This window comes from Azonexus sp. MM2026_4 (assembly GCF_055901855.1).
Genome location: NZ_CM148380.1, coordinates 3,194,749 through 3,219,944 on the forward strand (window position 1 = coordinate 3,194,749; position 25,196 = coordinate 3,219,944).

The window sequence follows — 25,196 nt, forward strand, 5'->3', positions numbered from 1 at the left end:
TTCGTCGGAAGTCGGCGATGGTGCCATAATTACCGCCTTTTTTCACGGGCCGGGACGATGATAGGCAACGCGCTGATGGTGCAGGGAACGACCTCCGACGCCGGAAAATCGACGCTGGTCGCGGCGCTGTGCCGGATTCTCAAGCGCCGCGGAGTTTCCGTGGCGCCGTTCAAGCCGCAGAACATGGCGCTCAATTCGGCGGTCACCGTCGACGGCGGCGAGATCGGCCGGGCGCAGGCGCTGCAGGCGCTGGCCTGCGGTCTCGAGCCGCACACCGACTTCAACCCGGTACTGTTGAAGCCGACCACCGACCGCAAGGCGCAGGTGATCATCCACGGCAAGGTCGCCATCGATCTCGACGCCAAGGCCTACCACGAGTACAAGCCGCGGGCGATGGGCGCGGTGCTCGAATCCTGGGCGCGGCTGACTGCGCACTACGACTGCGTTCTCGTCGAAGGTGCCGGCTCGCCGGCCGAAATCAACCTGCGCGCCCGCGACATCGCCAACATGGGTTTCGCCGAGGCCGTCGATTGCCCGGTGATCATTGTCGCCGACATCGACCGCGGCGGCGTCTTCGCCCACCTGGTCGGCACGCTGGAGCTGCTGTCGGCGTCCGAGCAGGCGCGCGTCGTCGGCTTCGTCATCAACCGCTTTCGCGGCGACATCGGGCTGCTTGAACCTGGCCTGGACTGGCTCGAACAGCGCACCGGCAAGCCGGTGCTCGGCGTGCTGCCCTACCTGCACGGGCTGCTGCTCGACGCCGAGGACGCGATCGCGACGGCCGCGGTCGACGGCAAGACAACGGCAAGAATCCGCGTCGTCGCGCCGGCCTACCCGCGCACTTCCAACCACAACGACCTCGATCCGCTGCGCCTGCACCCGCAGGTCGATTTCCGCTGGATCGCGCCGGGCGAGGCGTTGCCGCCGGCTGACCTGATCGTCCTGCCCGGTTCCAAGGCGGTGCGCGCCGACCTCGACTGGCTGCGCGCCCAAGGCCACGACCAGGCCATCGCCCGTCATCTGCGCTACGGCGGCAAGGTGATCGGCCTGTGCGGCGGCTACCAGATGCTCGGCCGCAGCATCGCCGATCCGCTCGGTCTCGAAGGCCCGCCGGGAACGACGCCCGGCCTTGACTTCCTGGCGGTGGATACGACGCTGGAAACGGAAAAGCAACTGCGCAATGTGAGTGGTCACTTGCATATTGAAGGCCGGCCGGCGATGACCGGCTACGAGATCCACCTCGGCGTCACTGAGGGCGACGGCCTGACCCGGGCCGCCATAGCGCTCGCCGACGGGCGCAGCGATGGCGCGATTTCGGCCGACGACCAGGTGCTCGGCACCTACTGCCACGGCGTTTTCGATCATCCCGAGGCCTTGGCCGCGCTCTTGCACTGGGCCGGTGCCGGCGAGGTCGACCATGTCGATTTCGCCGCCCGCCGCGAGGCCGATCTCGAACGGCTGGCCGATTCGGTCGAGGCAGCCTTCGATTGGGAAAGACTGGCCGCCGTGTTGCCTTTGCTCGCCGGCAAGTACGGGGTGGCTGCGGAAACATCCGGTAGCAATCAGTCGCAATCCGTTCATGATTGATTAAGAGGGGGCTGCCTAGAATCCAGGATCGTACATTTCTGGATTCAGCCCATGACACAACCGGCCCCGATCGAACTCGAGTTTTCCCGCAAGTACGACCGCCAGCACGCGCAGCAGTATTTTCACAAGCACCGGGCCGGGTTGATGCGCCGTCTTTCCGACTGGCGCGAGCAGCAGATCGCGCGGGCGGCGCTGGCGCTGGCCGGCGATCCGGCGAGCGTCCTCGACCTGCCCTGCGGTGCCGGGCGTTTCTGGCCGATGCTGGCGGAACGGGCGGAGCGTCGCATCCTCGCCGCCGACAACTCGGCCGACATGATTGTTGTCGCCCGCGCTACGCAGGCGCCGGAGATCGTTGCCCGCGTCGAGACCTTCCAGACTTCGGCCTTCGCCATCGAGCTGGCCGACGGCGCCGTGGATTGCGTGTTCAGCATGCGCCTGCTGCACCATGTCGCCGAGCCGGCGCACCGGCTGGCGATGCTGCGCGAGTTCCACCGCGTTTCCCGTCAAACCGTCGTCCTTTCGTTGTGGGTGGACGGCAATTTCAAGGCCTGGCGGCGGGCCCGGCTGGAAGCGCGGCGGCTGGTCAACAACAACCGTTTCGTCGTCGCGCGTGAGGTGATCGAGGCCGAGTTCGCCGCCGTCGGTTTCGACGTCGTCGGCTACAAGGATTTTCTGCCCGGCTACGCGATGTGGCGTGTCTATACGCTGCGCAAACGCGGCTGACTACTTCAGCGTCAGCGGCAGGCCGGCGGCGACCAGCGTCACCCGCTCGCAGACCGCCGCGATGCGCTGGTTGAGTCTCCCCTGTTCGTCGGCAAACAGGCGTGAAACCGGATGCATCGGCACGATGCCCCAGCCGACTTCGTTGGAGACCAGGACGATCTGCCCGGGCAGTTGCGGCAACGCATCGACCAGCGCCGCCGTCTGGCCGGCGAACAGCGGGCAGTCGATGGCCTCGCCGGCTTCGGTCTGGGCGGCGGCGCGGCCGGCGAAGAGCAGGTTGGACAGCCACAGCGTCAGGCAGTCGACCAGGAGGCAGGTGTCGGACTCCGCTAGTTCGCGCAGGCGGGCAGCCAGGTAGAGCGGTTCCTCGACGCAGCCCCAGTCGGCCGGGCGGCGTTCGCGGTGGTGGGCGATGCGGCGCGCCATCTCGCCGTCGCGCGACTCGGCGGTGGCGACGTAGATGACCCGCTGGCCGGATGCGGCGGCGATTTGCTCGGCGTGGCGGCTCTTGCCCGAACGGGCGCCGCCGAGGATCAGAATGCTTTTTGCCATGGCCGGCATTGTGGCGTCTCCCTTGTTTTTAGTGAAGTTGAACGGGTGCGAATGAGCGTACGCAAACGGCTTTACAACAAAAAAGTTTTGCAACAGAATGGTTGTACAAATTTTCTGTTGGCAGGCGACGATGAAAATCAGTGTCGGCAATCCGGTGGAAGGCGAAGACTTTTTCGACCGCGAGCAGGAGCAGGCGCGCGCCTGGCGCAAGCTGGAAGGCAGCCACCTGCTGATGCTTGCCCCGCGCCGAATCGGCAAAACCTCGCTGATCCTGCGCCTGTGCGCCACCGCTCGGCAGCACGGGCGCTACGCCGTGCATTGCAGTTTTGCCAAGTGCGAAAGCGAGAGCGACTGCATTCGCGAACTGTTCAAGGCTCTGGCGACCGAGCACAGCATCGAGCAGCGTCGAAAGGCCTTGTTCGACAAGATCAAGAGCGTCAAATTGGGGCCGTTGGGTATCGATTGGCACGAAGCCCGGCCTGAAAGCTGGCGTGAGGCCGGCGAGGAACTGGGCAAGGCGCTGGCAGATGGCAACGACGACTGGCTGGTGTGTGTCGACGAATTGCCGGTCTTCATCATCAACCTGTTGCAGCAGGGGGACGACGGTCGGCGCCGGGCGCGGGCCTTCCTGTACTGGTTGCGCGACCTGCGGCAAACCCATTATCGACGCATCAAATGGCTGCTTGCCGGCTCCATCGGTCTGGATACGCTCGCTGCACGGCTCGGCCTGAGTGACACGATAAACGATCTGGAACCGTTTCCGCTCGATGCCTTCAGCGAGGAAAGCGCCTGTCGTTTCCTTGGCGAGTTGGCCAAGAGCTACGCGATCGAACTTGACGAAGGCTTGCGTGCCGCCATCGTCGGGCGTGTCGGCTGGCCGGTGCCTTACTACTTGCAACTGATGTTCGAGCATCTGCGCGAAGAGAGCGAGGAATGCGGTCGGGCGCCGGATGCGGCGATGGTCGAGCTGGTATTCGAGAAACTGCTGGGCATGGGCTACCGCAACCATTTCGACTACTGGCGCCAGCGCCTGGACGAGGAACTCGGCCAGCCGGAGGCGGGGCACGCAGTAAGGATTTTGACGCAAATCTGCCGGTTGACTGCGGGCAACACCCGGGAAAACCTGGCGCAGGCGCTGGCCGCCGCCATCGGCGATCCGGCTGTGCGCGACAAGACGCTCAACTACCTGCTCGAAGTGCTGGTCAGCGATGGCTACTTAATTGAGCGCGCCGGTCGCTACGCGTTCCGCCTGGAATGGCTGCGTGTCTTCTGGCAACGGAGGCTGGCATGAACCGCGATACCGCCCTGAAACGTCCCGCCCTCTATAACCCGGCACTGTGGAGCCGCGACGAAGTGCGCGCCTACTACGTTGCCCGCCCGAAACTGCTCGCCCGCTTCATCGACGATTTCCGTCGCGAAAAACCGGGCACTCGCCCGCAACACAGGTTGATCCTCGGCCAGCGCGGCATGGGCAAATCCACCCTGCTGCGCCGCCTGGCGATTGCCGTTGATGACGACGCCGAGCTTGCCGCTGCCTGGATACCGCTGGTTTTCCCGGAGGAGCAGTACAACGTCGCCAGTCTTGCCGATTTCTGGCTCAACTGCCTTGATGCATTGGGCGGCTACCTGGAAAGCTACGGACGCGCCGCCGAAATGAGCGCCATCGACGCCGAAGTTGCGCGCCTCGATCGCAAGGACGGCGAGGGTGCCCTGCAGGCCTTGCTACGCAGCGCGGGAAAGCTGGGGCGCCGCCTGATCCTGCTCGTCGACAACATCGACTTGATTCTCGACCGCCTCAAGGACAAGGACTGGGCCTTGCGCGAAGCCCTGCAGGAACACCCGCAACTGATGCTGATCGGTGCCAGTAGTCGGGCGCTGGAAGCCAGCTACGACTACGGTCGTGCCTTCTACGATTTCTTCCGCATCGACGAGCTGCGCGGTCTCAGCGAAGAGGAAATGCGCGAGACCATCGTCAACCTCGCGCGCCGGCACGGTGCCGAAGCGCTGATCAGGCGAGTGCAGGAGGATTTCGGGCGCATGCGCGTGCTGCATACGCTGACCGGCGGCAACCCGCGTCTCGCCGTGCTGGCCTACGGCGTGTTGTTGAAGGGATTCGATAGCGATGTGTGCGCCGATCTCGAGAGCCTGCTCGATGAAGTGACGCCACAGTACAAGGCTCGCTTCGACGAACTGCCGGTGCAGGCGCAACTGTTGCTCGATAAGCTGGCCCTGCACTGGGACCCGATGACTGCTCGTCAGGTTGCCGATGCCCTGGGCTGGAACGTCAACCAGGCCTCGGCCCAGCTCGATCGTCTGGCCCAGGCCGGCATCGTCGAAAAGGTCAAGGCCGGGCAAGGCAAGCGCATGGCTTTCCAGGTTGCCGAACGCTTCTTCAACATCTGGTACCTGATGCGCGCCGGTCAACGTGCGCGGCGCAGGTTGATGCGGCTGGTCGGATTCCTGCATGCCTACTACAGCCTCGATCTCGCCGCCGGGCCGGATATGTTGCGCTGCGCCGAGCCGGCGCCATCGCGAGCGCCGCCAATCCGCCAAGCCGACGAACTGATGAGCGAAGTTCGCCGATTGTTCACCGCGCAGCAACACGAAGTGGTTGCAGGCACGGCGTTTTTGCGGGTAATCGTGGCGCTGCTTCCGTCTGCCGTGGAATTGCAGGTCGGCAAGCGCGTCCTGGCCGAGCTGGACGCCTCCGGCATTGGTGAGTCCCTGCAGCCGGTGCGTGCCGCCCTGGTGGCGGCGGTGGCCGGCAACGCCGAACTGCTCAACGACGTGGCGCCCGAAATCCGCTTGCCGGCGCGGGAGATCCTCGCCCGCATGGCGCCGTCGCTGGTCGCCGGCTAGCGCGGCGCGGGTATAATCGCCGCGTTCGACAAAACGGAACCCGGTGCGAGGCAACTCTATTCCGGGGCGGGCCCGCCGCTGTAACCGGGGACTCCGATCGCAATAGGCCACTACGAGCGGAAACAGACGCTCCGGGAAGGCGCGGTCAGGGGGACGATCCGGAAGCCAGAAGACCTGTCGGACGGAAAAACAGAAAGCCTGTGGACAGGGCTTCGTGTTCGCGTCTGGACGATGCGGGCACGAGGCCCTTTCGCTTTTGGAGAATCGGATGCATTCGTTCGCAATCGTCGCCCCCGACCGGGGCATCGAAAATTCGCTCAGACACAAGGTTGATCGCAAAACCAAGCCGCTCGGCGCGCTCGGTCAACTGGAGTCGCTCGCGGTGCGCATCGGCCTGATCCAGCAGACGCTGACGCCGTCGCTCGACCGGCCGCAGATGCTGGTCTTCGCCGGCGATCACGGCGCCGCCAGGGCCGGTGTCTCGGCCTATCCGCAGGACGTGACCTGGCAGATGGTCGAGAACTTCCTCGCCGGCGGCGCGGCGATCAACGTCTTCGCGCGCCAGAACGGGCTTGGCCTGGCGGTGGTCGATGCCGGTGTGGCGCACGATTTCGGCGGCCCGCGTGAAGGCCTGATCGATCTCAAGGTGGCGCCGGGCACGGCCAATTACCTGGAAACCCCGGCGATGACGGCAGCGCAATGCGCGCAGGCGATCGAACAGGGGGCGGGCGTGGTCTTCGGGCTGGCGGCAGCCGGCTGCAAGGTGGTCGGTTTCGGCGAAATGGGCATCGGCAACACCGCTTCGGCGTCCTTGATTACCCATTGCCTGACCGGCGTGCCACTGGCCGATTGCGTCGGGCGCGGCACCGGTCTCGACGATGCCGGGCTGGCGCGTAAACAGGCGCTGCTGGAGCAGGCGCTGACCCGCTATCGCGCCGCTGGCGGCGACGACGACGCCTTTGCCGTGCTCGCCGAGTTCGGCGGCTTCGAGATAGCAACCATGGCCGGCGCCATGCTGGCGGCGGCGGAAGCGAAGATGGTGCTGCTCATCGACGGCTTCATCGTCGGCGCGGCGGCGCTGGTCGCCGCGCGTCTCGAACCGGCCTTGCTCGACTACTGCGTCTTCTGCCACCGTTCGGCCGAGCCCGGCCAGCGTGCCCAGTTGCAGGCGTTGCAAGCCGAGCCGCTGCTCGACCTGGGCCTGCGCCTGGGCGAGGGCACCGGCGCCGCGCTGGCCTTTCCGCTGGTCCAGGCGGCGGTCGCCTTTCTCAACGAAATGGCCAGTTTCGAGTCGGCCGGCGTCGCCGGCTAGCCATGCTGCGCCGCGAGCTCGAATACTTCCTCGGCGCCCTGCGTTTCTTCACCCGGCTGCCGGTGCCGGCCTGGGTCGGTCATTCGGCCGAGGCGCTGCAGCATTCGGCGCGCTGGTTCCCGGCGGTCGGTCTGGTCGTCGGCGGGATTGGCGCGCTGGTCTACCTGGCAGCGCTGCAGTTCTGGCCGCAATCGGTGGCGGTACTGCTGGCGATGGCGGCGACGCTCTACGCCACCGGCGCCTTCCACGAGGACGGTCTGTCCGACACTGCCGACGGTCTCGGCGGCGGCTGGGAGAAGTCGCGCATCCTGGCGATCATGAAGGATTCGCGCGTCGGCAGTTACGGCGTGGTCGCGCTGTGGCTTGGGCTGACCGGCAAGTTCGTATTGCTGGCGGCGCTCGATCCGGCGCTGGTGCCGGTGGCGCTGCTCGCCGGCCATGCCTGCTCGCGCGGCTGCGCGACGCTGTTGCTGGCGAGCATGGACTACGTGCGCGACGACGCGCAGTCGAAGGCCAGGCCGCTGGCCAGCCGGCTGGCGCCGGGGGCGCTGCTGTTCGCCCTGGCGTTCGCGCTGGCGCCGCTACTCTGGCTTCCTTGGCCGCAAGCGGCGGCCGGCCTGCTGCTGGCGCTGCTGGCGACGGTCTGGCTGGCGGCCAAGTTCCGCCGCTGGCTGGGCGGTTACACCGGCGACTGCCTGGGCGCCACCCAGCAGCTCGCCGAAATCGCCTTCTACCTCGGATTGCTCGCGCAATGGCCGCGCTGACGCTGTACCTGGTGCGTCACCCGCGCCCCTTGATCGCGCCCGGCGTCTGTTACGGTCAGCTCGACATTGCGGCCGAAGATCCGGCGCCCATTGTTGAGCGCCTGCGCCGCGAACTGCCGCCGGGATTGCCGGTCTGGAGCAGCCCGCTGCAGCGTTGCCGGACGCTGGCCGAAGCCCTGCAGCCGGCGCCGCGGCTCGATGCGCGGCTGATGGAACTGGATTTCGGCGCCTGGGAAGGTCGTCCGTGGGACGACATCGCGCGTGCCGAACTCGACGCCTGGGCCGCCGACATCGACGGCTACGCGCCGCCCGGCGGCGAAGCGCCGCGCCAGTTGCAGCGGCGCGTGCTCGCCTTCATCGATGAACTGCCGGCCGGCGCGCATCTGCTGGTCACCCACGCCGGCGTGATTCGCGCGTTGCTCGCCGCGGCCGCCGGCGAGACGCTGGCCAGCGCGCTGCATCGGCCGGCTCCCGGGTACGGCAGCCTGACCCGACTCGATTATTTCTCGGGCAGCCGGTAGCGCTGTTCGCGGTACAGCCAAGCCGGCAGCAGCGCGTGCGCCAATGCCCGTTTGGCTAGGGCGTCGCCGTCGGCGGGCGCCGCTTCGGCGGCGCTCAGGCGCTTCGTTTGGCGGTCGTAGTGGGCGAAGGCGGGGGCCTTTTCCGGGCGCAGGACGACCACTTGGTTGCCTTCCATCCAGCCGTAGTTCTGTTCGTACTGCATCATCGCCCGGCCGGGCAGGTCGTCGGCCTCGCGGGTGAGGTCGCGGCCGGGCATCGGGTGTTTGGCGTCGACGCCCATCAGCGAGAGCAGCGTCGGCGCCAGGTCGATCTGGCTGGCGACGGTTTTCACCCGCTTCGGCTTGAGGTCGGCGCCGAGGATCAGGCCAGGAATGTGGAAGCGTTCGACCGGCACCATGCTGTCGCCGCGCACGCGGATGTCGTGGTCGGCGACGACGACGAACAGGGTGTCCTGCCAGTAGGGGCTGGCCTTGGCCTTGGCGATGAACTCGCCGAGCGCGTGGTCGGTGTATTTGACGGCGTTGTTGTCGGTCGCCCTGGGTTGCTCGTAAAGCTCGATACGGCCGTCGGGGAAGTCGAAGGGCGAATGGTTGGTCGAGGTGAACACCAGCGTGAAGCTGGCCTGCCCTTCGGCGTGTTTGGCGTTCAGGCGTTCGTGCGTCTTGTCGAACAGGTCTTCGTCGGAAACGCCCCAGCCGGTGATGAATTTCGGATTCTTGTAGTCCTTCTGCTCGGTGATGTGGGTGAAGCCGTTGCCGGTGAAGAAGCCGCGCATGTTGTCGAAATGCGCTTCGCCGCCGTAAATGAACTCCGACTCGTAGCCGTGCTGGCCGAGGATGGAAGCGAGCGTTGCGAAATTGCGCTGCGCCAGCGACAGCTTGACGACGGCCTGCGCCGGCGTCGGCAGGAAGCCGGTGGTGACCGCCTCGATGCCGCGGATCGAGCGGGTGCCGGTAGCGTAGAGCTGCTCGAACCACCAGCCTTCGTGCTTGAGCTTTTCCAGGTTGGGCGTCACCGGGACGCCGCCGAGCGACTGGACGAAGGTGGCGCCCAGGCTTTCCTCGAGGACGATCACCAGATTCAGCGGCTTGCTGCGGCGTAGCGTTGCCTGCTGGTTGACCAGGGTCGGGATTTCCGGGTCATTGACCAGCGGGTGCGGGTTGCCGAAGCTGGCGCGGGCCTGGCGAAACTCGGCGAGCATGTCGGCGGTTTCCATCTTGCCGTAGATCTCGCTCGAATTGGCTTCGTGCTGCATGCCGTAGATCGCGTAGGCCACCGACCAGGCGGAATTCAGGATCAGCGTATTGACCATCGGGTCGGCGGTGAGCGCGAAGGTGGCCGGGTTGGCCGGCCGGTGCTGCAGGCTGGAACGAATTGCCAGCGCGCAGACGAGGAACAGGATCGGCCAGGTGAGCCAGAGTTTCCAGGCGGACCAGGGTGCCTCGGCCCGTTGCCAAGCGCGCATCATGCGCCAGGCGCCCCAGCCACAGAGGCCGGTGACCAGCAGGCCGCCGACCAGGTGCAGGCGGAAACCGCTCCACAGCATGGCGACGACTTCGTTCGGGTATTTCAGGTATTCGACAAAGAGCCGGTTCGGCCGGCTGTCGTATTCGTTGATGAAGGCCGGCGAGGCGATCTCGAGCAGCGCCAGGGCGGCGATCATCAGCGTCATCCAGGCGACGTTCAGCTTGCGCCAGGCGGGCCACAGGCGCTTGCCGGCGAGCAGCGGGGCAAGCAGCAGCAGGGGCAGGGCGAGCAGGGAAAGCTGGATCACGTCGACACGCACGCCCTGCAGCAGCATCGTGCTCCAGATGCCGGTGGCGGCGACCCGTTCCGACTGCCACAGCATCAGCGCCGCGCGCGACAGCGTCAGCAGCGGCAGGCCGACCAGGAAGAGCATGGCGATGCCGGCGTAGGGTCCGAAGAGATCGAGGCGTTGCCAGAGACGGGAAAGGCGGGAGGCGGGAATTGCAGGTTGGGGCATGGAAATCTCGTTGGGGCGGAGCCGGAAAAGTCTGGATCAGATCAATTAAACGGCCATTAAGTTCGTCCGGGAGCGCTATTGTGCCTCAGCCGGGCAGGCGCAGGCTGGCTTGCAGGCCGCCGAGCGGCGATCGATCGAGGCACAGTTCGCCGCCATAGGTTTCGGCGATGTCGCTGCTGATCGCCAGGCCGAGACCGCTGCCCTCGATGTTTTCGTCAAAGCGCCGGCCGCGCACGCCGGTTTCGCGGATCTGTCCGGCCGACAGACCGGGGCCGTCGTCGTCGATCGCAATGACGACCTCGTCGTGCTGCCGGCGGGCGCCGACGACGACCCGTAACTTCGCCCATTTGCCGGCGTTGTCGAGCAGGTTGCCGAGCATTTCCTCGAAATCGGTCTGTTCGCCGCGCCAGTGCAGTTCGCGCTCGACGTCGAGCTGCCAGCTCAGGCCGCGATCGCGGTGCAGGCGCTGCATCAGGCCGATCAGGCCGTCGATGCAGTCGCCGACCGCCACCTGGCGGACGCTGCCGGCACCGCTGCCGGCGCGGGCCAGGTGGCGGTCGATCAACTGGGTCATGGCGCCGACCTGCTGGCGCAACAGGGCATTGCGCTGCAGTTCGCCATCGGCGGCGAGCAGCGACAGCGGCTTCTTCAACGCGTGGCTGAGGTCGGCGGCGTGGCCGCGGGCGCGGTCGACGATGCGGGCATTGCGGGCCAGCACCAGGTCGAGTTCCTGGGCCACCGGCGCCAGTTCCGGGCCGTAGTCGTTGCCGACGCTGGCGGCGCTGCCGGTGCGTACCGCCGCCAGCCGGTCGCGCAGCCGGCGCAGCGGCAACAGGCCGAGACGGACCTGCAGGATGCTGGTGAGTAGCAGCGAGACGAGCAGGCCGAGCTGGGTGAACAACAGGATGCGGTCGAGGCGATCGAGCTCGCTGGCGATGTCGGCGGCCGGGCCATAGACGTGCAGGCGGGCCGGCTGTCCATCGACGTCGATGCTGCGGACGATGCCCAAGACGGCCAGTCCCTGCGGGTCGACCCCTTGCCGCAGGTCGGGGTTGCCGGGCACCGGCCGGCTGCCGGCGGTATCCAGGCGGCTGTCCCAGAGCGAGCGCGAGGCCTGCAGTTCGCCGCTGCTTTCCAGTTGCCAGTACCAGCCGGAAAAGATACGGCCGAATTCGTCGTTGCTGCGCCCCTGCCAGTGGATCTGGCTGCTGCCGGGCGGCACCGAGAAGCCGGCGAGCAAGCGTTCGGTCCGTTCCTCGAGGCGCTGCTCGAAATGCCGGAGCAGGGTGTTCTGCACGCTCTGCCGCAACACCCAGCCGCCGAGCGTGCTGACCAGCAGGGCGGCGATCGCGGCCAGGGCGACCAGTCGCGATGCCAGCCCGAAACGGTGCAGCCGCTTAAACGGCATCGCCTTCGGTGAGGCAGAAGCCGCGCCCGCGCGCGGTCTGGATCAGCGGCACGCCGAGCTTGCGCCGGATGCGGCCGATCAGCACGTCGAGGGTGTTGGAATCCGGATCGAGGTCGCGCGCGTAGACGTGCTCGCTGATCTCGCTGCGGCTGACGACGCAATCCTTGCGCTGGATCAGGTAGGCGAGGATGCGCTTTTCCTGGGCGGTCAGGCTGAGCGGGGCGCCGGCGAGCGTGAAACGGTCGGCGTTGGCGTCGTAACTCAACGGGCCGGCCTGCAGGATCGGCGAACTGTGGCCGAGGGCACGCCGTTTCAGGACGCGCAGGCGCAGCGCGACTTCCTCGTGCAGGAAGGGTTTGTTCAGGAAATCGTCGGCGCCGGCGTCGAAGCTGGCCAGCTTGTCGCTCCAGCGGCCGCGCGCGGTGAGCACCAGGACCGGCAGGCGGCGGCCCTGTTCGCGCCAGTGACGCAGTACCGAGACGCCGTCCTGGCCGGGCAGGCCGAGATCGAGCACGGCGGCGTCGTAGTCCTCGGTGCTGCCGACGAAGGCCGCCTCGTCGCCGTCGTGCACGGTATCGACGATCATGCCGTCGGCGCTCAGCGCGGCGGCGATCCGGGCGGCGAGTTCGCGGTCGTCCTCGACCAGCAGCACCTTCATCGGCTCACTTCCTCGTCGTTGAGCAGCTTGCCGCTGACCGCGTCGATGTCGAGTTCGAAGACGCGGCCGTCATCGAGACGGACTTCGACCTCGTAGAAATAGCGGCCGTCCTGGTCGTATTCCAGCTCGACCTCGTGGATGATGCCGCGGTAGCGGGCAGGCAGGCGGCCGAGCAGGTCGGGCAGCGGCATCAGTTTCTTCAGGACTTCCTGGCGGTGGCCGTTGCCGTCGAGCACTTCGCCGTTCTGGGCGTCGATGACGAACTCGCGCAACTGCCCGTCCTGCAGGATGACCTGGACCTCGTAGATCAGCCGCTTGTCGGCCGTCAGCTTGAGTTCCAGTTCGAGCACCTTGCCCGGGTGGCGGGCGAGCAGCGCGCGCAGCGCCTTCGCCATGTCGAGACGCGGCGTTGCCGTCGCCGCGTGCGGCAGCTCCCTGCCGCTCACCGCGTCGACCAGCAGCTTGCTGCGCTGGCCGTCGTTCCTGAGCACGGTGACTTCGTAGATGCGCCTGCCGGAGAGATCGCGTTCGAGATCGACGTCGAGCACCTTGCCCGGATGCGTCTTCTGGACGCCGGCCAGGATTTCCGCCAGCGGCTTGAGCTGGCCCGCCTCGACGGCGCGGCGGATGACGTATTGCTCTTCGGCGTGGGCGGGCGGCAGCAGCAGGGCAATCAGGAGGGCAGGCAGGAATTTCATGGGGCGCATGCTGCGGCAGCCAGGGTAAACGGTTGATGAATTGTAGCGTCAGGCGCCGTTTAGCGTCGGCAGCGCAGGATGGTGCCGTCCTCGATTGCCGCCGCTACCGCCATGACCCCTTCCAGCCTGTCCGTTCCGCTTTCCCTTCCCGTTCGCCGGCTGCGCTTGGCGGCCGGCTGGCGCCGCGCCGGTGGCCTGTTGCTGGCGATCCTGGTCGTCCTCGGCGGCGCCGCGCCGTTCGTCCGCTGGCCGGCCGTCGCTCTCCACTGGCAGCAGGCGACGGCCGATGCCGCGCAACGCGAGCGGGCGCTCTGGCTGCCCGCCTACCGGGTCGAGATCGAAGCCCGGCCATTGGCCGGCATCGCTGCCAATGTCTCCGGGCTGACCTACGATCCGGATCGCCGGACCCTGTTCGCTGTCACCAATGCCCATCCGGAAATCATCGAGCTGTCGCTGGCCGGGGAGGTGCTGCGGCGCATCCCGCTGAGCGGTGTCGGTGATCCGGAGGCGATCGAGTATGTCGGGCCCGGCGCGTACGTCCTGGCCGACGAGCGGCAACAGGCGCTGGTCCATGTCCGGATCGACGAGGGGACAAGGGCGATCGATGCCGGGCAGGCGCCGCGCCTGGCGCTCGGTATCGGCCGCAACGGCAACAAGGGCTTCGAGGGGCTGGCCTTCGACGCCGCCAGCGGCCGCCTGTTCGTTGCCAAGGAGCGCGATCCGCAGCGCATCTACGAGGTGCGCGGCTTTCCCTTTGCAGCGACGGCTGCGCTCGCCATTGCCGAGGACACGGTACGCGACGCGAGCTTGCCGGGGAGCGACCTGGCCGGCCTCCATTTCGACGCGGCGAGCGGCCACCTGCTTGCCTTGTCCGAGGAGTCACGCCGTCTGGTCGAATTCGCCGCCGATGGCCGGCCGCTGAGCAGCCTGTCGCTGGCCGCCGGCCGCAGCGGCCTGCAGAAGGCGGTGCCGCAGGCGGAGGGGGTGACCCTGGACGACCAGGGGCGGCTCTACCTGGTCAGCGAACCGAACCTGTTCTACCGCTTTACTCGCCCGCCGCCCGCAAGCCCAGCAGGCTGACGGCGAAGCCGCCGCCCGGTGGGTTGGCCAGATGCAGGCGGGCGCCGTGCAGTTCGGCGATGCGGGCAACGATCGCCAGCCCGAGCCCGTTGCCTTCGGTCTTTCCCGGTTCGGCGCGGAAGAAGCGCTCGCCGAGCCGGGCCAGGATGGCCTCGGGAACGCCGGGGCCGTTGTCGCTGACGGTCAGGTCGTAGCTGGCGTCGTCGCGACGCTGGATAGCGACGCGGATCGCGCTGTCCGGTGGCGAATAGCGCAGGGCGTTGTCCACCAGATTGCGCACGGCGATCTGCAGCAGGTCGTTGTCGCCCTGCACAAGACAAGGGGCGTTCAGTTGCGGCGTGGCGACGGGGCGCTCGGCATGGCTGGCGGCGACGACGCGCTCGACCAGTTGCCCGAGATCGACCGGGAGGCTGTGTGGCGGGCAGCTCAGCGGGTCGAGCCGGGCCAGACGCAGCAACTGCTCGACCAGCCTGCCGGCTCGGTCGACGCCGATCTCGATCTGGTGCAGCGCGTGTTCGCGTACCGGAGAATCGCCGCCGAGCAGGGCAACCTGCGTCTGCACCTTGAGCGCGGCGAGCGGTGTGCGCAGTTCATGGGCGGCGTCGGCAGTGAACCGACGTTCGTTGTCGAGCGTCCGGCCAACGCGGCGGAACAGCCGGTTGATCGCCACCACCAGCGGCCGCGCCTCGGTCGGAATGCGGGTGGCGGTCAGCGGCGCCAGGCTGTCCGGGGTGCGTGTCGCGACCTCGCGGGCCAGTTGCTCCAGCGGCCGCAGCGCACGTTTGATCGAGAAGTAGATCAGCAGGATCAGTACCGGCGTGATGAGCAGCAGCGGCCACACCGTCTGGGTGGCGACTTCGAGCGCGGCGCGGTCGCGCAGGCCGATCGCCTGGGCGACCTGGACCCGGTAGCGGCCGTCGGCGGAAACCGCGTTGAGTACCCGCCAGGCTTCTTCATGGCGAATGATGTCGTTGTAGCCGGCAACGCCGAGGATGGGGAACTCCGGCGCATCCGGCGAGCGGGCGAGGATGGTGCCGTCGCCGCGGCCGATCTGGAACTCCAGCGGCGGCTCGTAGACGTCCTCGGCGCCGCGTACCGTCGCCAGTCGCGGGGCCAGTTCGCCGAGGTCGTCCTCGTTGTCGTGGGTGATCGCCAGCAGCAGGCGGGCGGTTTGCGCCAGGCTGCCGTCCAGCATTTCCTCGGCTTCGTGCTGCGCCTGGGTGTAGCTGAACCAGCCGGTGAGCAGCCAGGTCGTCATGACGACCGCGCCGATCGCGGCGAGCAGCCGCCAGCGCAAGGATTGCAGGTGCTCCGGCGGCAGCAGGCGTTTCATGCGTTGTGGTCGGCGAGCTGGTAGCCGAGGCCGCGTACCGTCTTGATGAAGTCGGCGCCGAATTTCTTGCGTAGATGGTGGATGTAGACTTCGACGGTGTTGCTGCCGGCTTCGTCGCCCCAGGCGTAGAGGCTTTCCTCGAGCTGGCTGCGGCTGCGGATGTGGCCCGGCTGGCTGATCAGCGCGTGGAGCAGCGCGTATTCCCGGCCGGATAGCGAGACTTCCTGGCCATTGAAGCTGACCCGCTTGCTCGCTGGGTCGAGACTGACGCCGCGATGTTCGAGCAGCGGCTGCGCCTTGCCGCCGGCGCGGCGGAGCAGGGCGCGGATGCGCGCCTGCAGTTCGCCGAGGTCGAAGGGTTTGGTCAGGTAATCGTCGGCGCCGTGGTCGAGACCGGCGATCTTGTCTTCCGGGGTATCGCGTGCGGTCAGCAACAGTACCGGCGTCTGGTCGCCGCGCCCGCGCATTTCGCGCAGCACGGCGAGTCCGTCCTTGCCGGGCAGGCCGAGGTCGAGGATGCAGGCATCGTAACTGTGGTCGGCCAGCGCCAGCAGTGCCATTTTTCCGTCCTGCACCCAGTCGACCGCGTAGGCGGCGAGCATCAGCCCGGCGCGGATTCCGTCGCCGAGCAGGGTGTCGTCTTCAACCAGCAATAGTCTCAATTAGCGTGCTTCTCCGGCAGTTTTGGCGAGCAGGGCGCGGATTTCCTGGCGTCGGCCCTGGTCGGCCAGTTCGCGACCCGGGCGGGCCGGCGCGGCAAGGGCCTTTTCCAGGTAGCGGCGGCCTTCGGCCACCTTGTCCTGATCGATCAGATACTCGCCGTAAAAGAAATTCGGGTCAATCCCGTCCGGGTTGACGGCCAGCGACTTGCGGAACAGCGCTTCCGCCTTTTCCTTGTCGCCAAAGCCGATCGGCCAGCGCGGTACCTTGGCGTAGAGCGTCGCCAGGCTGGTGTAGGCGGAGCCGTTGAGCGACTTCTCGTCGAGCTTCAGGCTTTCTTCGAGCAGTGCCCTGGCTTCCTTGGCCAGCGACAGGCCGCCGAGGCCGCCGCGCACGCCGGCTTCGCTGGAGACGACGATGCCCTCCCAGATCAGCGCGGCGGCAAGATTCGGGTTGGCCTTGGCAATCTGGTTGGCCTGGACGGCGAGTTCGCGGTAGAGGTCGGCCTGCTGCTTTTCCGGCGCCTTGTACTTGATTTCCGCCCAGCGGTCCTGGATCGGGCGGATCAGTTCGTCGCCGGGGGCGGCGTGGAGCAGCGTCGCGCAACCGACGCCGACGGCGAAAAGCAAGGATTTCAAACGGGACATGATGCCTCCTGTGTTCTGTTGAGGGTCACGCCTTGGCGGCGTGTTGTTTGATCTTGGCCAGCTTGCCGCGCAGGCCCTGGTCGACGAGACCGGGGGCGAAGCCGTTGAGCCAGGCGAAAAAGCGTTCCGGGAAACCGATGTGGCCTTCGGCGACATCGTTGGCGAGCATGGCCAGGACGTGCCGGGCGACTGTCTCCGGCGTGTCGGTGGCGCTGCCCAGGGCGCGGTTCAGGGCGCGCACCGCCGGCGGGTTGATCGGCGTGTCGATGGCGCGCGGCGCGACATGGATGACGCGTACCGTGCTGTCGGCGAGTTCGCGCCGCAGCGCCTGGGAAAAGCCGCGCAGCCCGGCCTTCGCCGCCGAGTAGGCGGTGAAGCCGGCGAAGGGAACGCTGCCGAAGGTCGAGCCGATATTGACCACCGCCGCCTCCGGCTGTTGCGTCAGCCAGGGCAGCAGGGCCTGGGTCAGGCGGATCGGCGCCCCGAGATTGGTCGCCAGGATGCGTTCGACGTCGTTCCAATCCTGCTCGGCGAGCAGGCCGAAGCTGGCGACGCCGGCGTTGTTGATCAGGATGTTGGCGCCGAAGCTGCGGGCGGCCTGGACCGTGCTCTCGATGCCGCCGCCGTGCGTCAGGTCGGCTTGCAGCAACTGGTAGTCGCAACCGGCCGGCAGGTCGATGCGGGCCAGCGCCGCCGGGTCGCGGCCGGTCAGCAGCAGGGCGGCACCGGCGTTCGCCAGTTCGCGCGCGAGCACCCGGCCGAGGCCGCCGTTGGCGCCGGTGAGGACGATGCGGGCGCCTTTCAGTTGCATGCTGCGACCTCGACCGGCAGGGCGTGGAAGATGTCGCCGTAGAGCTTGAAGAAGACCTTGGCGGCGTGCAGCACGTCGGCCTGATCTTCCGGCGTCATCAGGTCGAGGATGTTGGCCAGGTGCTGCGTGTGTTCCTGGTCGAGCGTGCCGTGCGAACGCAGGTAGGAGAAGGCCGTGTCGGGCAGGCCCAGCGCCGCCTGGATGCGGTCGGCGGCATTCAGCGCGAGGTCGACGCTGGTGCCTTCGAGGACGAAGACCATGCCGAAGAAGCCGGCCGGGTTGCCGCGGTTGATCAGGTCGTAGGCGTAGGCGATCATCAGTTCGGCCGGCAGCTCGGGGCGGCTGTTGCGTACCGCTGCGACGTCGCCACCGGCGGCGGCGATGTCGTTGAGAATCCATTCCTCGTGGCCGATTTCCTCCTCGATGTACTCGGCGACGCCGGCGCGCATCCAGGCCAGCCGCTCGGGCAGGCGGCCGCCGAGGGTCATCAGCAGCGGCGTCGTGTGGCGCACATGGTGGTAGGCCTGGGCCAGGAAGGCGAGATAGCTGGGCAGGCTGGCGCGGCCCTGCAGGCATTCGCTGATGATCGGCGCGGAGAGCAGGTAGGCGCGGGCCTGGGCGGTTTCGAACTTGAGCGTGTCGTAGAAGGACATCGGAGACTCCTCTGAAGAATGGAGCGCCGCCAGGGCGGCACGGTGATGGTCGATGATGGCTTGCCGGCGCGGCCGGCCGTTGCCGGTGGCCAGGCCGTTGCCCGCGGTGAAGGCGGGGCTGGCGATGAAATGGGCGATCCGCGCGTAATCCGGCAGGCCGGCGTTGGCGCGGGCGATCGCTTCGCCGAGTGCGCCGTCCGGGATGCCGGGCAGCGGCACGACGATGGCGGACAGCGCCGGCTGGCCGTCGCCGGTGACGACGGCTTGGATGATCTGCGGCTGGGCGAGCAGCGCCGCTTCGACCCACTCCGGCGAGACGTTGCGGCCGAACGAGGTGATCAGCAGGTTCTTGCGCCGACCCTGCAGGTGCAGGTGGCCGCTGCTGTCGAAGCTGGCGAGGTCGCCGGTGGGGAAGGCGGCGTCGCTGGCCGCCGCCTGTCCGGTGTAGCCGAGGAAGGCGCGGGTGCGCACGGTCAGTTCGCCGTCCTCGATGGCCAGCCGGGCATGGCCGAGCGGACGGCCGACACCGTCGGCGTCGTCGCCGGGGCGGTTGATCGCCAGCACCGAGCCGCCTTCGGTCAGACCGTAGCCCTGGTAGGCGGGAATGCCGAGGGCGCGCGCGCCGGCCAGCAGTTCCGGGGCGACGCGCGCGCCGCCGACGGCAACGAACTGCAGCGTGGCCGACGGCTGGCTGCGCGTGAAACCGAGGTAAGTCGCCCAGGCCTTGAGCAGCTCGGGCACCAGGATCACGCTGCCGGCGCCGGTTTCCCTGACCTTGCGGTCGAGCGCCGCCGGGTCGAAGCCCTGCATGCCGGCCCAGCCGAGTTCGGCGAGCGGCGGCAGGTACACCGGCATGCCGCGCAGCAGCGGCGCATAGACGCCGGCGACGTTTTCCAGCAGCAGGGCCAGCGGCAACACCGCCAGGTGGCGTTCGAGCGGCAGATCGGCAAGGCGCTCGTGCACCGCGCGGGCCGTGTCGAGCAGGCCGTCGCGGCTCAGGCAGACGCCCTTGGGCGCGCCGGTGCTGCCCGAGGTGAAGGAAATCTTGGCGCTGCCCGGCGGCAGCTCGACCGGCTCGACGACCCGGCGCATCCAGGTCAGCCCCTGCCAGCGGCCGGTGATGGCGAAGCCGAGGTCGAGGGCGCCGATGCGTTCGGGCTGGTCGGTGAGCACGGTGTCGGCGCCGGCCTGTTCGAGCGCGTTGCGCAGTTGTTCCGTGTGGAAAAAGGCGGGCAGCGGCAGATGCACGCGACCGCTGTCCTGGCAGGCGAGGTCGGCGATGATCCAGGCCGGGCTGTTGTCGGCCAGCACGCCGACAACGCGGCTGCCGGCCAGGCGTTCGCGCAGGTTGAGCAGTTCGGCGACGATCTCGCCGGCATTCCAGCTGCGCTGGCTGTCGAGCAGCAGCGGGGCGTCGGCCGGACGGGTGGCGAGTTCGGCTTGCCAGGAGAAATCAGCCATGGCGTTTCACCATTTCCAGGGCCAGGGCGATGCGGCCGGCGACGACGATCGGCCGGCTGTCGTAATAGCTGCCCCAGTCGGCGGCATCGGCGCCGAGACGCTCCGGGTCGGCCGGCGCCAGGGCCAGCGGCGGCAGGCCGAGGCGGCGGAAGATGCCGATCAGCTCGCGGGTAGCGGTGAAGGCGACCCACTCGTAACCGAGCCGGTCGAGGTGGCGGGCCAGGTTGAGGATGACATCGACGCTGCCACCGGGGCGGTCGGCGGCGAGGTTGCCGACTTCGACGATCGCCTCACGCTTGACCGGCTGGCCGGCGAGGCGGGCGACGGCGGCTTCGATCGGCTCGTCGAGGTAGGTTTCGAGGAAGAGCCGGTCTTCGCCGGCACAGCGCCAGCCGGCGGCGGCGGTGATGCGCTCGTTGTCTTCGAGCAGCATCAGGTTGGGGGCGAAGCTGCGCACCGTGGCGTCGTAGTGGCGGCGGAAGATGTCGCCGATGAAGGCTTCCGCCTGCGCCCGGCGCGGCGCGCCGACGATGGTGTGACGGACCGTCGACACCGGTCGGCGGGTCTGGAATATCTTCTGGATGGCAGCCACGATGATGACCTCGTTGAACACTATGGCGCCAAGGATGCGACCGGCGAATTAAAGGAAACTTAAGCGTTTGCTTTTTTGCCATGCGCGATTCGTCGCTTGCGTTCCGGAAGTTTGCCGCTTGGGGCATCATTGTCCTTCCAACTGAAAAGTACCCGGGGGGGATATGGCATACACGCGCAACGTCGGCCTCAGCGCATCCGAGGACCGGATCGAAAAACTGATCGCCGAGCGGCTGGCGCCCGGCGCCGACAAGGACAAGATCGACGCCCGCATCTGGGATCTGTTCGGCGAGGAATGGGCGGTGATGTTCACCGACCTGTCCGGCTTTTCCAGCGGCGTCGCGTCGTTCGGGATCATCCATTTCCTGCAGTTGATCTACGAATCGCAGCGCCTGCTCTCGCCGTGCATCGATGCCCACGACGGCATCCTGCTCAAGGTCGAGGGCGATAGCCTGCTGATCATCTTCCGCAATATCGTCAAGGCGATCGAGTGCGCCGATGCCATGCAGCGCGTCTGCCAGGCTTACAACGTCGGGCGCGAGCCGGCGGAACGCATCGGCCTCTGCGTCGGTCTCGGCTTCGGGCGGCTGCTGCGGATCGGCGACCGCGATGTCTATGGCAGCGAGGTCAACGCGGCAGCCAAGCTGGGCGAAGACATCGCCCGCGCCGGCGAAGTCCTGGTGACCGACGCCGTGCGCGATGCGGCAGCCGGTGTCTACGCGTTCGAACCGATCGCCAATGTGCCGCCGGGTGCCAATGCGGCGTTCCGGATGGTCCGCTGAGGCGCTCCGGCGGCGTCAGTCGCTACCGGGCAGCAGCGGCAGCCCGCTTTCCTCGTAGATCGCCGCGAAATCGGTGAGCAGTTCGACGCTCTTCAGTTCGACCGGGTCGCCCGCCGTCAGCGTGGCGAGTTGCCAGCCGATGTCGCCGCTGCGCCGGTGGATTTCGATCAGTGCCTCGTCCTGGCTGACAAGCACATATTCGAGCAGGGTCGGCAGACTGCGGTAGGCCTGCAGCTTTTCCCGGCGGTCGGTGGCGGCGGTGCTTTCGGAAAGCACCTCGACGATCAGGCGCGGGTTGTCGACCACTTGGTCGGCCGGGCCGACGGCCAGGTGCTGCGGGTCGCAGGTGACCAGCACGTCGGGGTAGTAGATGCTGTGCGTCTTGGCGACGCGCAGCTTGGTGTCGGCCATGAAGGCGCGGCACGGCGAGCCGCGCAGGTGGTTGCGCAACAGCGATGCGATGTTGAGCGCGATGACGTTGTGGCGCAGCGAGGCGCCGGTCATCGCGTGGATGCGGCCGGCGACGTATTCGTGGCGCACCGGGCTGCGCACCTCGTGAGCCAGGTATTCGGTTTCCGTCACGTAGATGTCATCGGCGAGTTTCATGGCGCCCTCCTGCGGTCGACGGAAAAATTATGCAATAAATCACCGCCTTAGTGGGCGGCTTCCCAGTTCGGCCCGACCCCGACTTCGACTACCAGCGGCACCTTCAACTGCGCCACCTGGGTCATCAGGCGCGGCAGATGCGTGCGGATTTCCATCAGTTCGCCGTCCGGCACTTCGAGCACCAGTTCGTCGTGCACCTGCAGGACCAGTTTCGACTGGCGGGCGGTCTGCTCCAGCCAGCCCTGGACGGCGATCATGGCGAGCTTGATGAGGTCGGCGGCGGTGCCCTGCATCGGCGCGTTGATTGCCGCGCGCTCCGCCGCCTGGCGGCGGTTGCCGTTGCTCGAGCGGATTTCCGGCAGCCACAGGCGGCGACCGAAGACGGTTTCGACGTAGCCGTGCTCGCGCACCGTCGCCCGGGCTTCTTCCATGTAGCGGGCGACGCCGGGGTAACGGGCGAAGTAGCGGTCGATGTAGGTCTGCGCCGCGCTGCGCTCCAGGCCGAGCTGGCGGGCGAGGCCGAAGGCGCTCATGCCGTAGATCAGGCCGAAGTTGATGCTCTTGGCGACGCGACGTTGATCCGGGCCGACTTCGAGCGGTGTGACGCCGAAGATCTCGGCAGCGGTGGCGCGGTGCACATCCTCGCCGTGGGCGAAGGCGTCGAGCAGGCGGGCGTCGCCGGAGAGATGCGCCATGATGCGCAGCTCGATCTGCGAGTAGTCGGCCGAGACGATGCTGCTGCCTTCGGGGGCGACGAAGGCGGTGCGGATTTTCCGGCCTTCGTCGGTGCGCACCGGGATGTTCTGCAGGTTGGGTTCGCTGGACGCGAGCCGGCCGGTCACTACCGAGGCCTGCGAGAAATGCGTATGCACGCGGCCGCTGTCCGGGTTGATCATGCGCGGCAGCTTGTCGGTGTAAGTGCCCTTCAGCTTCGACAGCGAGCGGTGTTCGAGCAAGAGCTTGGGCAGCGGGTAGTCGAGCGCCAGTTCGGACAGCACTTCCTCGTCGGTTGACGGGCCGCCGGAGGCGGTCTTCTTCTTCACCGGCAAGCCGAGCTTGCCGAACAGGATTTCACCGAGTTGCTTGGGCGAAGCGAGGTTGAACGGCTGGCCGGCGAGTTCATAGGCCTGGGCTTCCAGCGCCATGATCTTCTGGCCGATCTCGTGGCTCTGACGGGCGAGCGTGTCGCCGTCGATCAGGATACCGGTGCGCTCCATCTGCCAGATGACCTGGCGGGCGGGCAGTTCGATCTCGTGGTAGATGCGGGAGAGGCCCGGCTCCTTGGCGAACTGCGGGTGCAGCACCTCATGGACGCGCAGCGTCACGTCGGCGTCCTCGGCGGCGTAGGTGGCGGCGCGCTCGATGTCGACCTGGTCGAAACCGATCTGCTTGGCGCCCTTGCCGCACAGGTCTTCGTAGGCAATGGTGTCGAGGCCGAGATGGCGACTGCACAACTGGCCGAGGTCATGGCCCTTGTCGGATTCGATGACGTAGCTCTGCAGCATCGTGTCGTGGGCGATGCCGGCCAGCGCGATGCCGTGGTTGGCGAAGACGTGCTGGTCGTACTTGGCGTTCTGCAGCACCTTCTGGCGCTCGGCGTTTTCCAGCCAGGGTTTCAGTTTTGCCAGCACTTCGTCGCGCGGCAACTGTTCGGCGACGCCGGGGCCATTGTGGGCGAGCGGGATGTAGCAGGCCTCGCCGGGCGTCACCGAGAGCGAGATGCCGACGATGCGGGCGGCGAAGCTGTCGAGGCTGGTGGTTTCGGTGTCGAGCGCGGTCAGCGGCGCGGTTTCGATCTTTTGTAGCCAGTGCTCGAACTGTTCCCAGGTGAACACCGTCTCGTAGCGGACTTCGCTCGGCGCGGCAGGCGGTGCGGCGGCTTCTTCGCTGGCTGGCGGCGCGTCACTGTCGAGTTCGCGCGTCCAGGTGCGGAAGTTGTAGCGCGTGTACAGTTCGCGCAAGGTGTCGCGGTCGCGCGCCGTGGCGGTCAAGGCCGTCGGCGCCGGCAAATCCGGCAGGTCGCAGACGACGGTGACGAGCTTCTTGCCGAGCGGCAGAAAGTCGAGGTGATCGCGCAGGTTCTGGCCGACGACGCCGGAAATCTGCTCGGCGTTGGCGACGATGGCGTCGAGCGAGCCGTATTGCGTCAGCCATTTGACGGCGGTCTTCGGGCCGCACTTGGCGACGCCGGGAACGCCGTCGACGGTATCGCCGACCAGCGCCAGGTAATCGACGATCTTTTCCGGCGGCACGCCGAACTTGGCTTCGACGCCGGCCGCGTCGAGCATTTCCTCGCTCATCGTGTTGTACCAGCGGACATGCGGGCCGACCAATTGGGTCAGGTCCTTGTCGCCGGTGGAAATCAGCGTGTCGATGCCGTCGGTGGCGGCCTTGGTCGCCAGCGTGCCGATCACGTCGTCGGCCTCGACGCCGTCGATGCACAGCACCGGCCAGCCGGCGGCGGCGATGGCGGCGTGGATCGGCTCGATCTGGGCGCGCAGGTCGTCGGGCATCGGCGGGCGGTGCGCCTTGTACTCGGGATACCAGTCGTCGCGGAAGGTCTTGCCCTTGGCGTCGAAGACGACCGCCTTGTAGTCCGCCTTGTGGTCGTTTTCCAGACGACGTAGCATGTTCAGAACCCCGTACAGCGCGCCAGTCGGCTCGCCGGCCGGATTCCGCAGGTCGGGCAGGGCGTGATAGGCGCGGTACAGATAGGACGAACCGTCCACCAACAAGAGAAGAGGCATGGGATGACCGAGAGCGATAAACTGGTGATGGGCATCGAGACCGAGGCGTTGCTGAAAAGCGCGACGGCCCGCGAGTCCTGGCGGATTTTCGGCATTATGTCAGAGTTCGTCGAGGCCACCGACCGCCTGGCGGCGATCAAGCCGGCGGTGACGATCTTCGGTTCGGCCCGGGTCAAGGAAGGCACGCCGTATTACGACTTGACCGAGCGGATTTCCCGCCTGCTCTCCGATTCCGGCTTCTCGGTGATCTCCGGCGGCGGCCCCGGCATCATGGAAGCGGCCAACAAGGGCGCCTTCCACGGCAAGTCGCCGTCGGTCGGGCTCAACATCCAGCTGCCGCACGAACAGCAGAGCAATCCCTACCAGGACATCTCGCAGACCTTCCGCCACTTCTTCGCGCGCAAGTACATGTTCGTCCGCTTTGCCAGCGCCTACGTCGTCATGCCCGGCGGCTTCGGCACGCTCGACGAGCTGATGGAAGCGCTGACCCTGATCCAGACCGGCAAGGCGCGCAAGATTCCGCTGATCCTGGTCTGCTCGGATTTCTGGAAGGGGCTGATCGACTGGTTCCGCGACACGCTGGTGCGCGAAAAGATGATCGATCCCGAGGACACCGAGCTGATCCAGATCATCGACGATCCGGAGAAAGTCGTCGAAGCGATCTTCAAGCATTACGAGGCGCGTCCGTTCAGCCCGCTGCCGAACGAACGGGAGATGATGCTCAACCTGTAATAAAATGGCTGGCATACCGAAAGGAA

Annotated in this window: 23 protein-coding genes and 1 riboswitch; of the genes, 10 read left to right on the forward strand and 13 right to left on the reverse strand. The window is 67.3% G+C overall.

Translation table 11 applies throughout. From position 1 onward, the window contains the following. The first annotated feature begins 57 nt into the window (after window positions 1-57). Together AC0KWY_RS15015 and AC0KWY_RS15020 are read left to right on the forward strand one after the other, a co-directional pair. Window positions 58-1,587 carry a cobyric acid synthase gene (locus AC0KWY_RS15015; RefSeq protein ID WP_474026297.1) on the forward strand — a complete coding sequence of 510 codons (1,530 nt, stop codon included), beginning with the start codon at window positions 58-60 and terminating at the stop codon, window positions 1,585-1,587. Between the two features lie 51 nt (window positions 1,588-1,638). Then, the gene (locus tag AC0KWY_RS15020) at window positions 1,639-2,310 is read left to right on the forward strand and encodes a class I SAM-dependent methyltransferase (protein ID WP_474026298.1); all 672 of its coding nucleotides are present in this window, start codon (window positions 1,639-1,641) and stop codon (window positions 2,308-2,310) included. Here the strand turns inward: AC0KWY_RS15020 and cobU are convergent, their stop codons facing one another. Beyond that, the gene (gene cobU, locus AC0KWY_RS15025) at window positions 2,311-2,862 is read right to left on the reverse strand and encodes a bifunctional adenosylcobinamide kinase/adenosylcobinamide-phosphate guanylyltransferase (RefSeq protein ID WP_474026299.1); all 552 of its coding nucleotides are present in this window, start codon (window positions 2,860-2,862) and stop codon (window positions 2,311-2,313) included. A gap of 130 nt (window positions 2,863-2,992) precedes the next feature. Here cobU and AC0KWY_RS15030 point away from each other — a divergent pair, with 130 nt between their 5' ends. From AC0KWY_RS15030 to cobC, 5 genes are all read left to right on the forward strand, one after another. Further along, a complete protein-coding gene (locus AC0KWY_RS15030; protein ID WP_474026300.1) occupies window positions 2,993-4,153 on the forward strand; it encodes an ATP-binding protein in 1,161 nt (386 codons plus the stop codon). Next, on the forward strand, window positions 4,150-5,721 hold the full coding sequence (locus AC0KWY_RS15035) for an AAA family ATPase (protein WP_474026301.1): 1,572 nt from the start codon (window positions 4,150-4,152) through the stop codon (window positions 5,719-5,721). The genes AC0KWY_RS15030 and AC0KWY_RS15035 overlap by 4 nt, the downstream gene beginning before the upstream one ends. Before the next feature lie 35 nt (window positions 5,722-5,756). Then, window positions 5,757-5,895: riboswitch (cobalamin riboswitch) on the forward strand. Between the two features lie 94 nt (window positions 5,896-5,989). Then, entirely contained in the window at window positions 5,990-7,033 is a 1,044-nt protein-coding gene (gene cobT / locus AC0KWY_RS15040) for a nicotinate-nucleotide--dimethylbenzimidazole phosphoribosyltransferase (protein ID WP_474026302.1), read from the forward strand. A gap of 2 nt (window positions 7,034-7,035) precedes the next feature. After that, the gene (locus AC0KWY_RS15045) at window positions 7,036-7,797 is read left to right on the forward strand and encodes an adenosylcobinamide-GDP ribazoletransferase (protein ID WP_474026303.1); all 762 of its coding nucleotides are present in this window, start codon (window positions 7,036-7,038) and stop codon (window positions 7,795-7,797) included. Beyond that, window positions 7,785-8,318, forward strand: coding sequence for an alpha-ribazole phosphatase family protein (gene cobC / locus AC0KWY_RS15050; protein WP_474026304.1), 534 nt, complete (start codon window positions 7,785-7,787; stop codon window positions 8,316-8,318). Before AC0KWY_RS15045 ends, cobC begins: the two co-directional genes overlap by 13 nt. On the opposite strand, the gene AC0KWY_RS15055 is transcribed toward cobC, so the two are convergent. From AC0KWY_RS15055 to AC0KWY_RS15070, 4 genes are all read right to left on the reverse strand, one after another. Then, window positions 8,297-10,303 (reverse strand): LTA synthase family protein, encoded by a 2,007-nt coding sequence (locus AC0KWY_RS15055; protein WP_474026305.1) that lies wholly within the window; start codon window positions 10,301-10,303, stop codon window positions 8,297-8,299. The genes cobC and AC0KWY_RS15055 overlap by 22 nt on opposite strands. An 85-nt stretch (window positions 10,304-10,388) precedes the next feature. Then, window positions 10,389-11,711 carry a sensor histidine kinase gene (locus AC0KWY_RS15060; RefSeq protein ID WP_474026306.1) on the reverse strand — a complete coding sequence of 441 codons (1,323 nt, stop codon included), beginning with the start codon at window positions 11,709-11,711 and terminating at the stop codon, window positions 10,389-10,391. Beyond that, window positions 11,701-12,369, reverse strand: coding sequence for a response regulator transcription factor (locus AC0KWY_RS15065; protein WP_474026307.1), 669 nt, complete (start codon window positions 12,367-12,369; stop codon window positions 11,701-11,703). The genes AC0KWY_RS15060 and AC0KWY_RS15065 overlap by 11 nt, the downstream gene beginning before the upstream one ends. After that, window positions 12,366-13,067: a PepSY domain-containing protein gene (locus tag AC0KWY_RS15070; RefSeq protein ID WP_474026308.1), complete on the reverse strand. Its 702-nt coding sequence runs from the start codon at window positions 13,065-13,067 to the stop codon at window positions 12,366-12,368. The genes AC0KWY_RS15065 and AC0KWY_RS15070 overlap by 4 nt, the downstream gene beginning before the upstream one ends. Window positions 13,068-13,178: 111 nt before the next feature. On the opposite strand from AC0KWY_RS15070, the gene AC0KWY_RS15075 reads away from it, so the two are divergent. Further along, window positions 13,179-14,147: an SdiA-regulated domain-containing protein gene (locus tag AC0KWY_RS15075; RefSeq protein WP_474026309.1), complete on the forward strand. Its 969-nt coding sequence runs from the start codon at window positions 13,179-13,181 to the stop codon at window positions 14,145-14,147. On the opposite strand, the gene AC0KWY_RS15080 is transcribed toward AC0KWY_RS15075, so the two are convergent. Genes AC0KWY_RS15080 through AC0KWY_RS15105 form a run of 6 tightly spaced genes read right to left on the reverse strand, consistent with a single transcriptional unit; the run spans window position 14,113 to window position 20,304 of the window. After that, complete coding sequence (locus AC0KWY_RS15080; protein WP_474026310.1) at window positions 14,113-15,480, reverse strand: ATP-binding protein; 1,368 nt, start codon at window positions 15,478-15,480, stop codon at window positions 14,113-14,115. The two genes, AC0KWY_RS15075 and AC0KWY_RS15080, sit on opposite strands and share 35 nt — an antisense overlap. Next, window positions 15,477-16,142 carry a response regulator gene (locus AC0KWY_RS15085; protein ID WP_474026311.1) on the reverse strand — a complete coding sequence of 222 codons (666 nt, stop codon included), beginning with the start codon at window positions 16,140-16,142 and terminating at the stop codon, window positions 15,477-15,479. Before AC0KWY_RS15085 ends, AC0KWY_RS15080 begins: the two co-directional genes overlap by 4 nt. Next, the gene (locus AC0KWY_RS15090; protein ID WP_474026312.1) at window positions 16,143-16,787 is read right to left on the reverse strand and encodes a TRAP transporter TatT component family protein; all 645 of its coding nucleotides are present in this window, start codon (window positions 16,785-16,787) and stop codon (window positions 16,143-16,145) included. Window positions 16,788-16,812: 25 nt separating this feature from the next. Beyond that, window positions 16,813-17,598, reverse strand: coding sequence for an SDR family oxidoreductase (locus tag AC0KWY_RS15095; protein WP_474026313.1), 786 nt, complete (start codon window positions 17,596-17,598; stop codon window positions 16,813-16,815). Then, the gene (locus AC0KWY_RS15100; protein ID WP_474026314.1) at window positions 17,589-19,712 is read right to left on the reverse strand and encodes an AMP-binding protein; all 2,124 of its coding nucleotides are present in this window, start codon (window positions 19,710-19,712) and stop codon (window positions 17,589-17,591) included. The genes AC0KWY_RS15095 and AC0KWY_RS15100 overlap by 10 nt, the downstream gene beginning before the upstream one ends. Next, window positions 19,705-20,304 carry a thermostable hemolysin gene (locus AC0KWY_RS15105; protein ID WP_474026315.1) on the reverse strand — a complete coding sequence of 200 codons (600 nt, stop codon included), beginning with the start codon at window positions 20,302-20,304 and terminating at the stop codon, window positions 19,705-19,707. Before AC0KWY_RS15105 ends, AC0KWY_RS15100 begins: the two co-directional genes overlap by 8 nt. Before the next feature lie 163 nt (window positions 20,305-20,467). Here AC0KWY_RS15105 and AC0KWY_RS15110 point away from each other — a divergent pair, with 163 nt between their 5' ends. Continuing rightward, window positions 20,468-21,085: an adenylate/guanylate cyclase domain-containing protein gene (locus tag AC0KWY_RS15110; RefSeq protein WP_474026316.1), complete on the forward strand. Its 618-nt coding sequence runs from the start codon at window positions 20,468-20,470 to the stop codon at window positions 21,083-21,085. Window positions 21,086-21,100: 15 nt separating this feature from the next. Here the strand turns inward: AC0KWY_RS15110 and AC0KWY_RS15115 are convergent, their stop codons facing one another. Both AC0KWY_RS15115 and polA read right to left on the reverse strand, forming a co-directional pair. Then, complete coding sequence (locus AC0KWY_RS15115) at window positions 21,101-21,691, reverse strand: Uma2 family endonuclease (RefSeq protein ID WP_474026317.1); 591 nt, start codon at window positions 21,689-21,691, stop codon at window positions 21,101-21,103. A gap of 47 nt (window positions 21,692-21,738) precedes the next feature. After that, the gene (gene polA / locus AC0KWY_RS15120) at window positions 21,739-24,438 is read right to left on the reverse strand and encodes a DNA polymerase I (protein WP_474026318.1); all 2,700 of its coding nucleotides are present in this window, start codon (window positions 24,436-24,438) and stop codon (window positions 21,739-21,741) included. Between the two features lie 3 nt (window positions 24,439-24,441). On the opposite strand from polA, the gene AC0KWY_RS15125 reads away from it, so the two are divergent. Further along, the gene (locus AC0KWY_RS15125) at window positions 24,442-25,170 is read left to right on the forward strand and encodes an LOG family protein (RefSeq protein ID WP_474026319.1); all 729 of its coding nucleotides are present in this window, start codon (window positions 24,442-24,444) and stop codon (window positions 25,168-25,170) included. Window positions 25,171-25,196 lie beyond the last annotated feature (26 nt).

Coding starts and splice junctions, on each gene's coding strand:
- cobU (WP_474026299.1), bottom strand. CDS start 2,862: ATGGCAAAAAGCATTCTGATCCTCGGCGGCGCCCGTTCGGGCAAGAGC.
- cobT (WP_474026302.1), top strand. CDS start 5,990: ATGCATTCGTTCGCAATCGTCGCCCCCGACCGGGGCATCGAAAATTCG.
- AC0KWY_RS15080 (WP_474026310.1), bottom strand. CDS start 15,480: ATGAAACGCCTGCTGCCGCCGGAGCACCTGCAATCCTTGCGCTGGCGG.
- AC0KWY_RS15070 (WP_474026308.1), bottom strand. CDS start 13,067: ATGAAATTCCTGCCTGCCCTCCTGATTGCCCTGCTGCTGCCGCCCGCC.
- AC0KWY_RS15125 (WP_474026319.1), top strand. CDS start 24,442: ATGACCGAGAGCGATAAACTGGTGATGGGCATCGAGACCGAGGCGTTG.
- AC0KWY_RS15055 (WP_474026305.1), bottom strand. CDS start 10,303: ATGCCCCAACCTGCAATTCCCGCCTCCCGCCTTTCCCGTCTCTGGCAA.
- AC0KWY_RS15060 (WP_474026306.1), bottom strand. CDS start 11,711: ATGCCGTTTAAGCGGCTGCACCGTTTCGGGCTGGCATCGCGACTGGTC.
- AC0KWY_RS15035 (WP_474026301.1), top strand. CDS start 4,150: ATGAACCGCGATACCGCCCTGAAACGTCCCGCCCTCTATAACCCGGCA.
- AC0KWY_RS15015 (WP_474026297.1), top strand. CDS start 58: ATGATAGGCAACGCGCTGATGGTGCAGGGAACGACCTCCGACGCCGGA.
- AC0KWY_RS15100 (WP_474026314.1), bottom strand. CDS start 19,712: ATGGCTGATTTCTCCTGGCAAGCCGAACTCGCCACCCGTCCGGCCGAC.
- AC0KWY_RS15030 (WP_474026300.1), top strand. CDS start 2,993: ATGAAAATCAGTGTCGGCAATCCGGTGGAAGGCGAAGACTTTTTCGAC.
- AC0KWY_RS15095 (WP_474026313.1), bottom strand. CDS start 17,598: ATGCAACTGAAAGGCGCCCGCATCGTCCTCACCGGCGCCAACGGCGGC.
- cobC (WP_474026304.1), top strand. CDS start 7,785: ATGGCCGCGCTGACGCTGTACCTGGTGCGTCACCCGCGCCCCTTGATC.
- polA (WP_474026318.1), bottom strand. CDS start 24,438: ATGCCTCTTCTCTTGTTGGTGGACGGTTCGTCCTATCTGTACCGCGCC.
- AC0KWY_RS15075 (WP_474026309.1), top strand. CDS start 13,179: ATGACCCCTTCCAGCCTGTCCGTTCCGCTTTCCCTTCCCGTTCGCCGG.
- AC0KWY_RS15045 (WP_474026303.1), top strand. CDS start 7,036: ATGCTGCGCCGCGAGCTCGAATACTTCCTCGGCGCCCTGCGTTTCTTC.
- AC0KWY_RS15110 (WP_474026316.1), top strand. CDS start 20,468: ATGGCATACACGCGCAACGTCGGCCTCAGCGCATCCGAGGACCGGATC.
- AC0KWY_RS15090 (WP_474026312.1), bottom strand. CDS start 16,787: ATGTCCCGTTTGAAATCCTTGCTTTTCGCCGTCGGCGTCGGTTGCGCG.
- AC0KWY_RS15065 (WP_474026307.1), bottom strand. CDS start 12,369: ATGAAGGTGCTGCTGGTCGAGGACGACCGCGAACTCGCCGCCCGGATC.
- AC0KWY_RS15020 (WP_474026298.1), top strand. CDS start 1,639: ATGACACAACCGGCCCCGATCGAACTCGAGTTTTCCCGCAAGTACGAC.
- AC0KWY_RS15115 (WP_474026317.1), bottom strand. CDS start 21,691: ATGAAACTCGCCGATGACATCTACGTGACGGAAACCGAATACCTGGCT.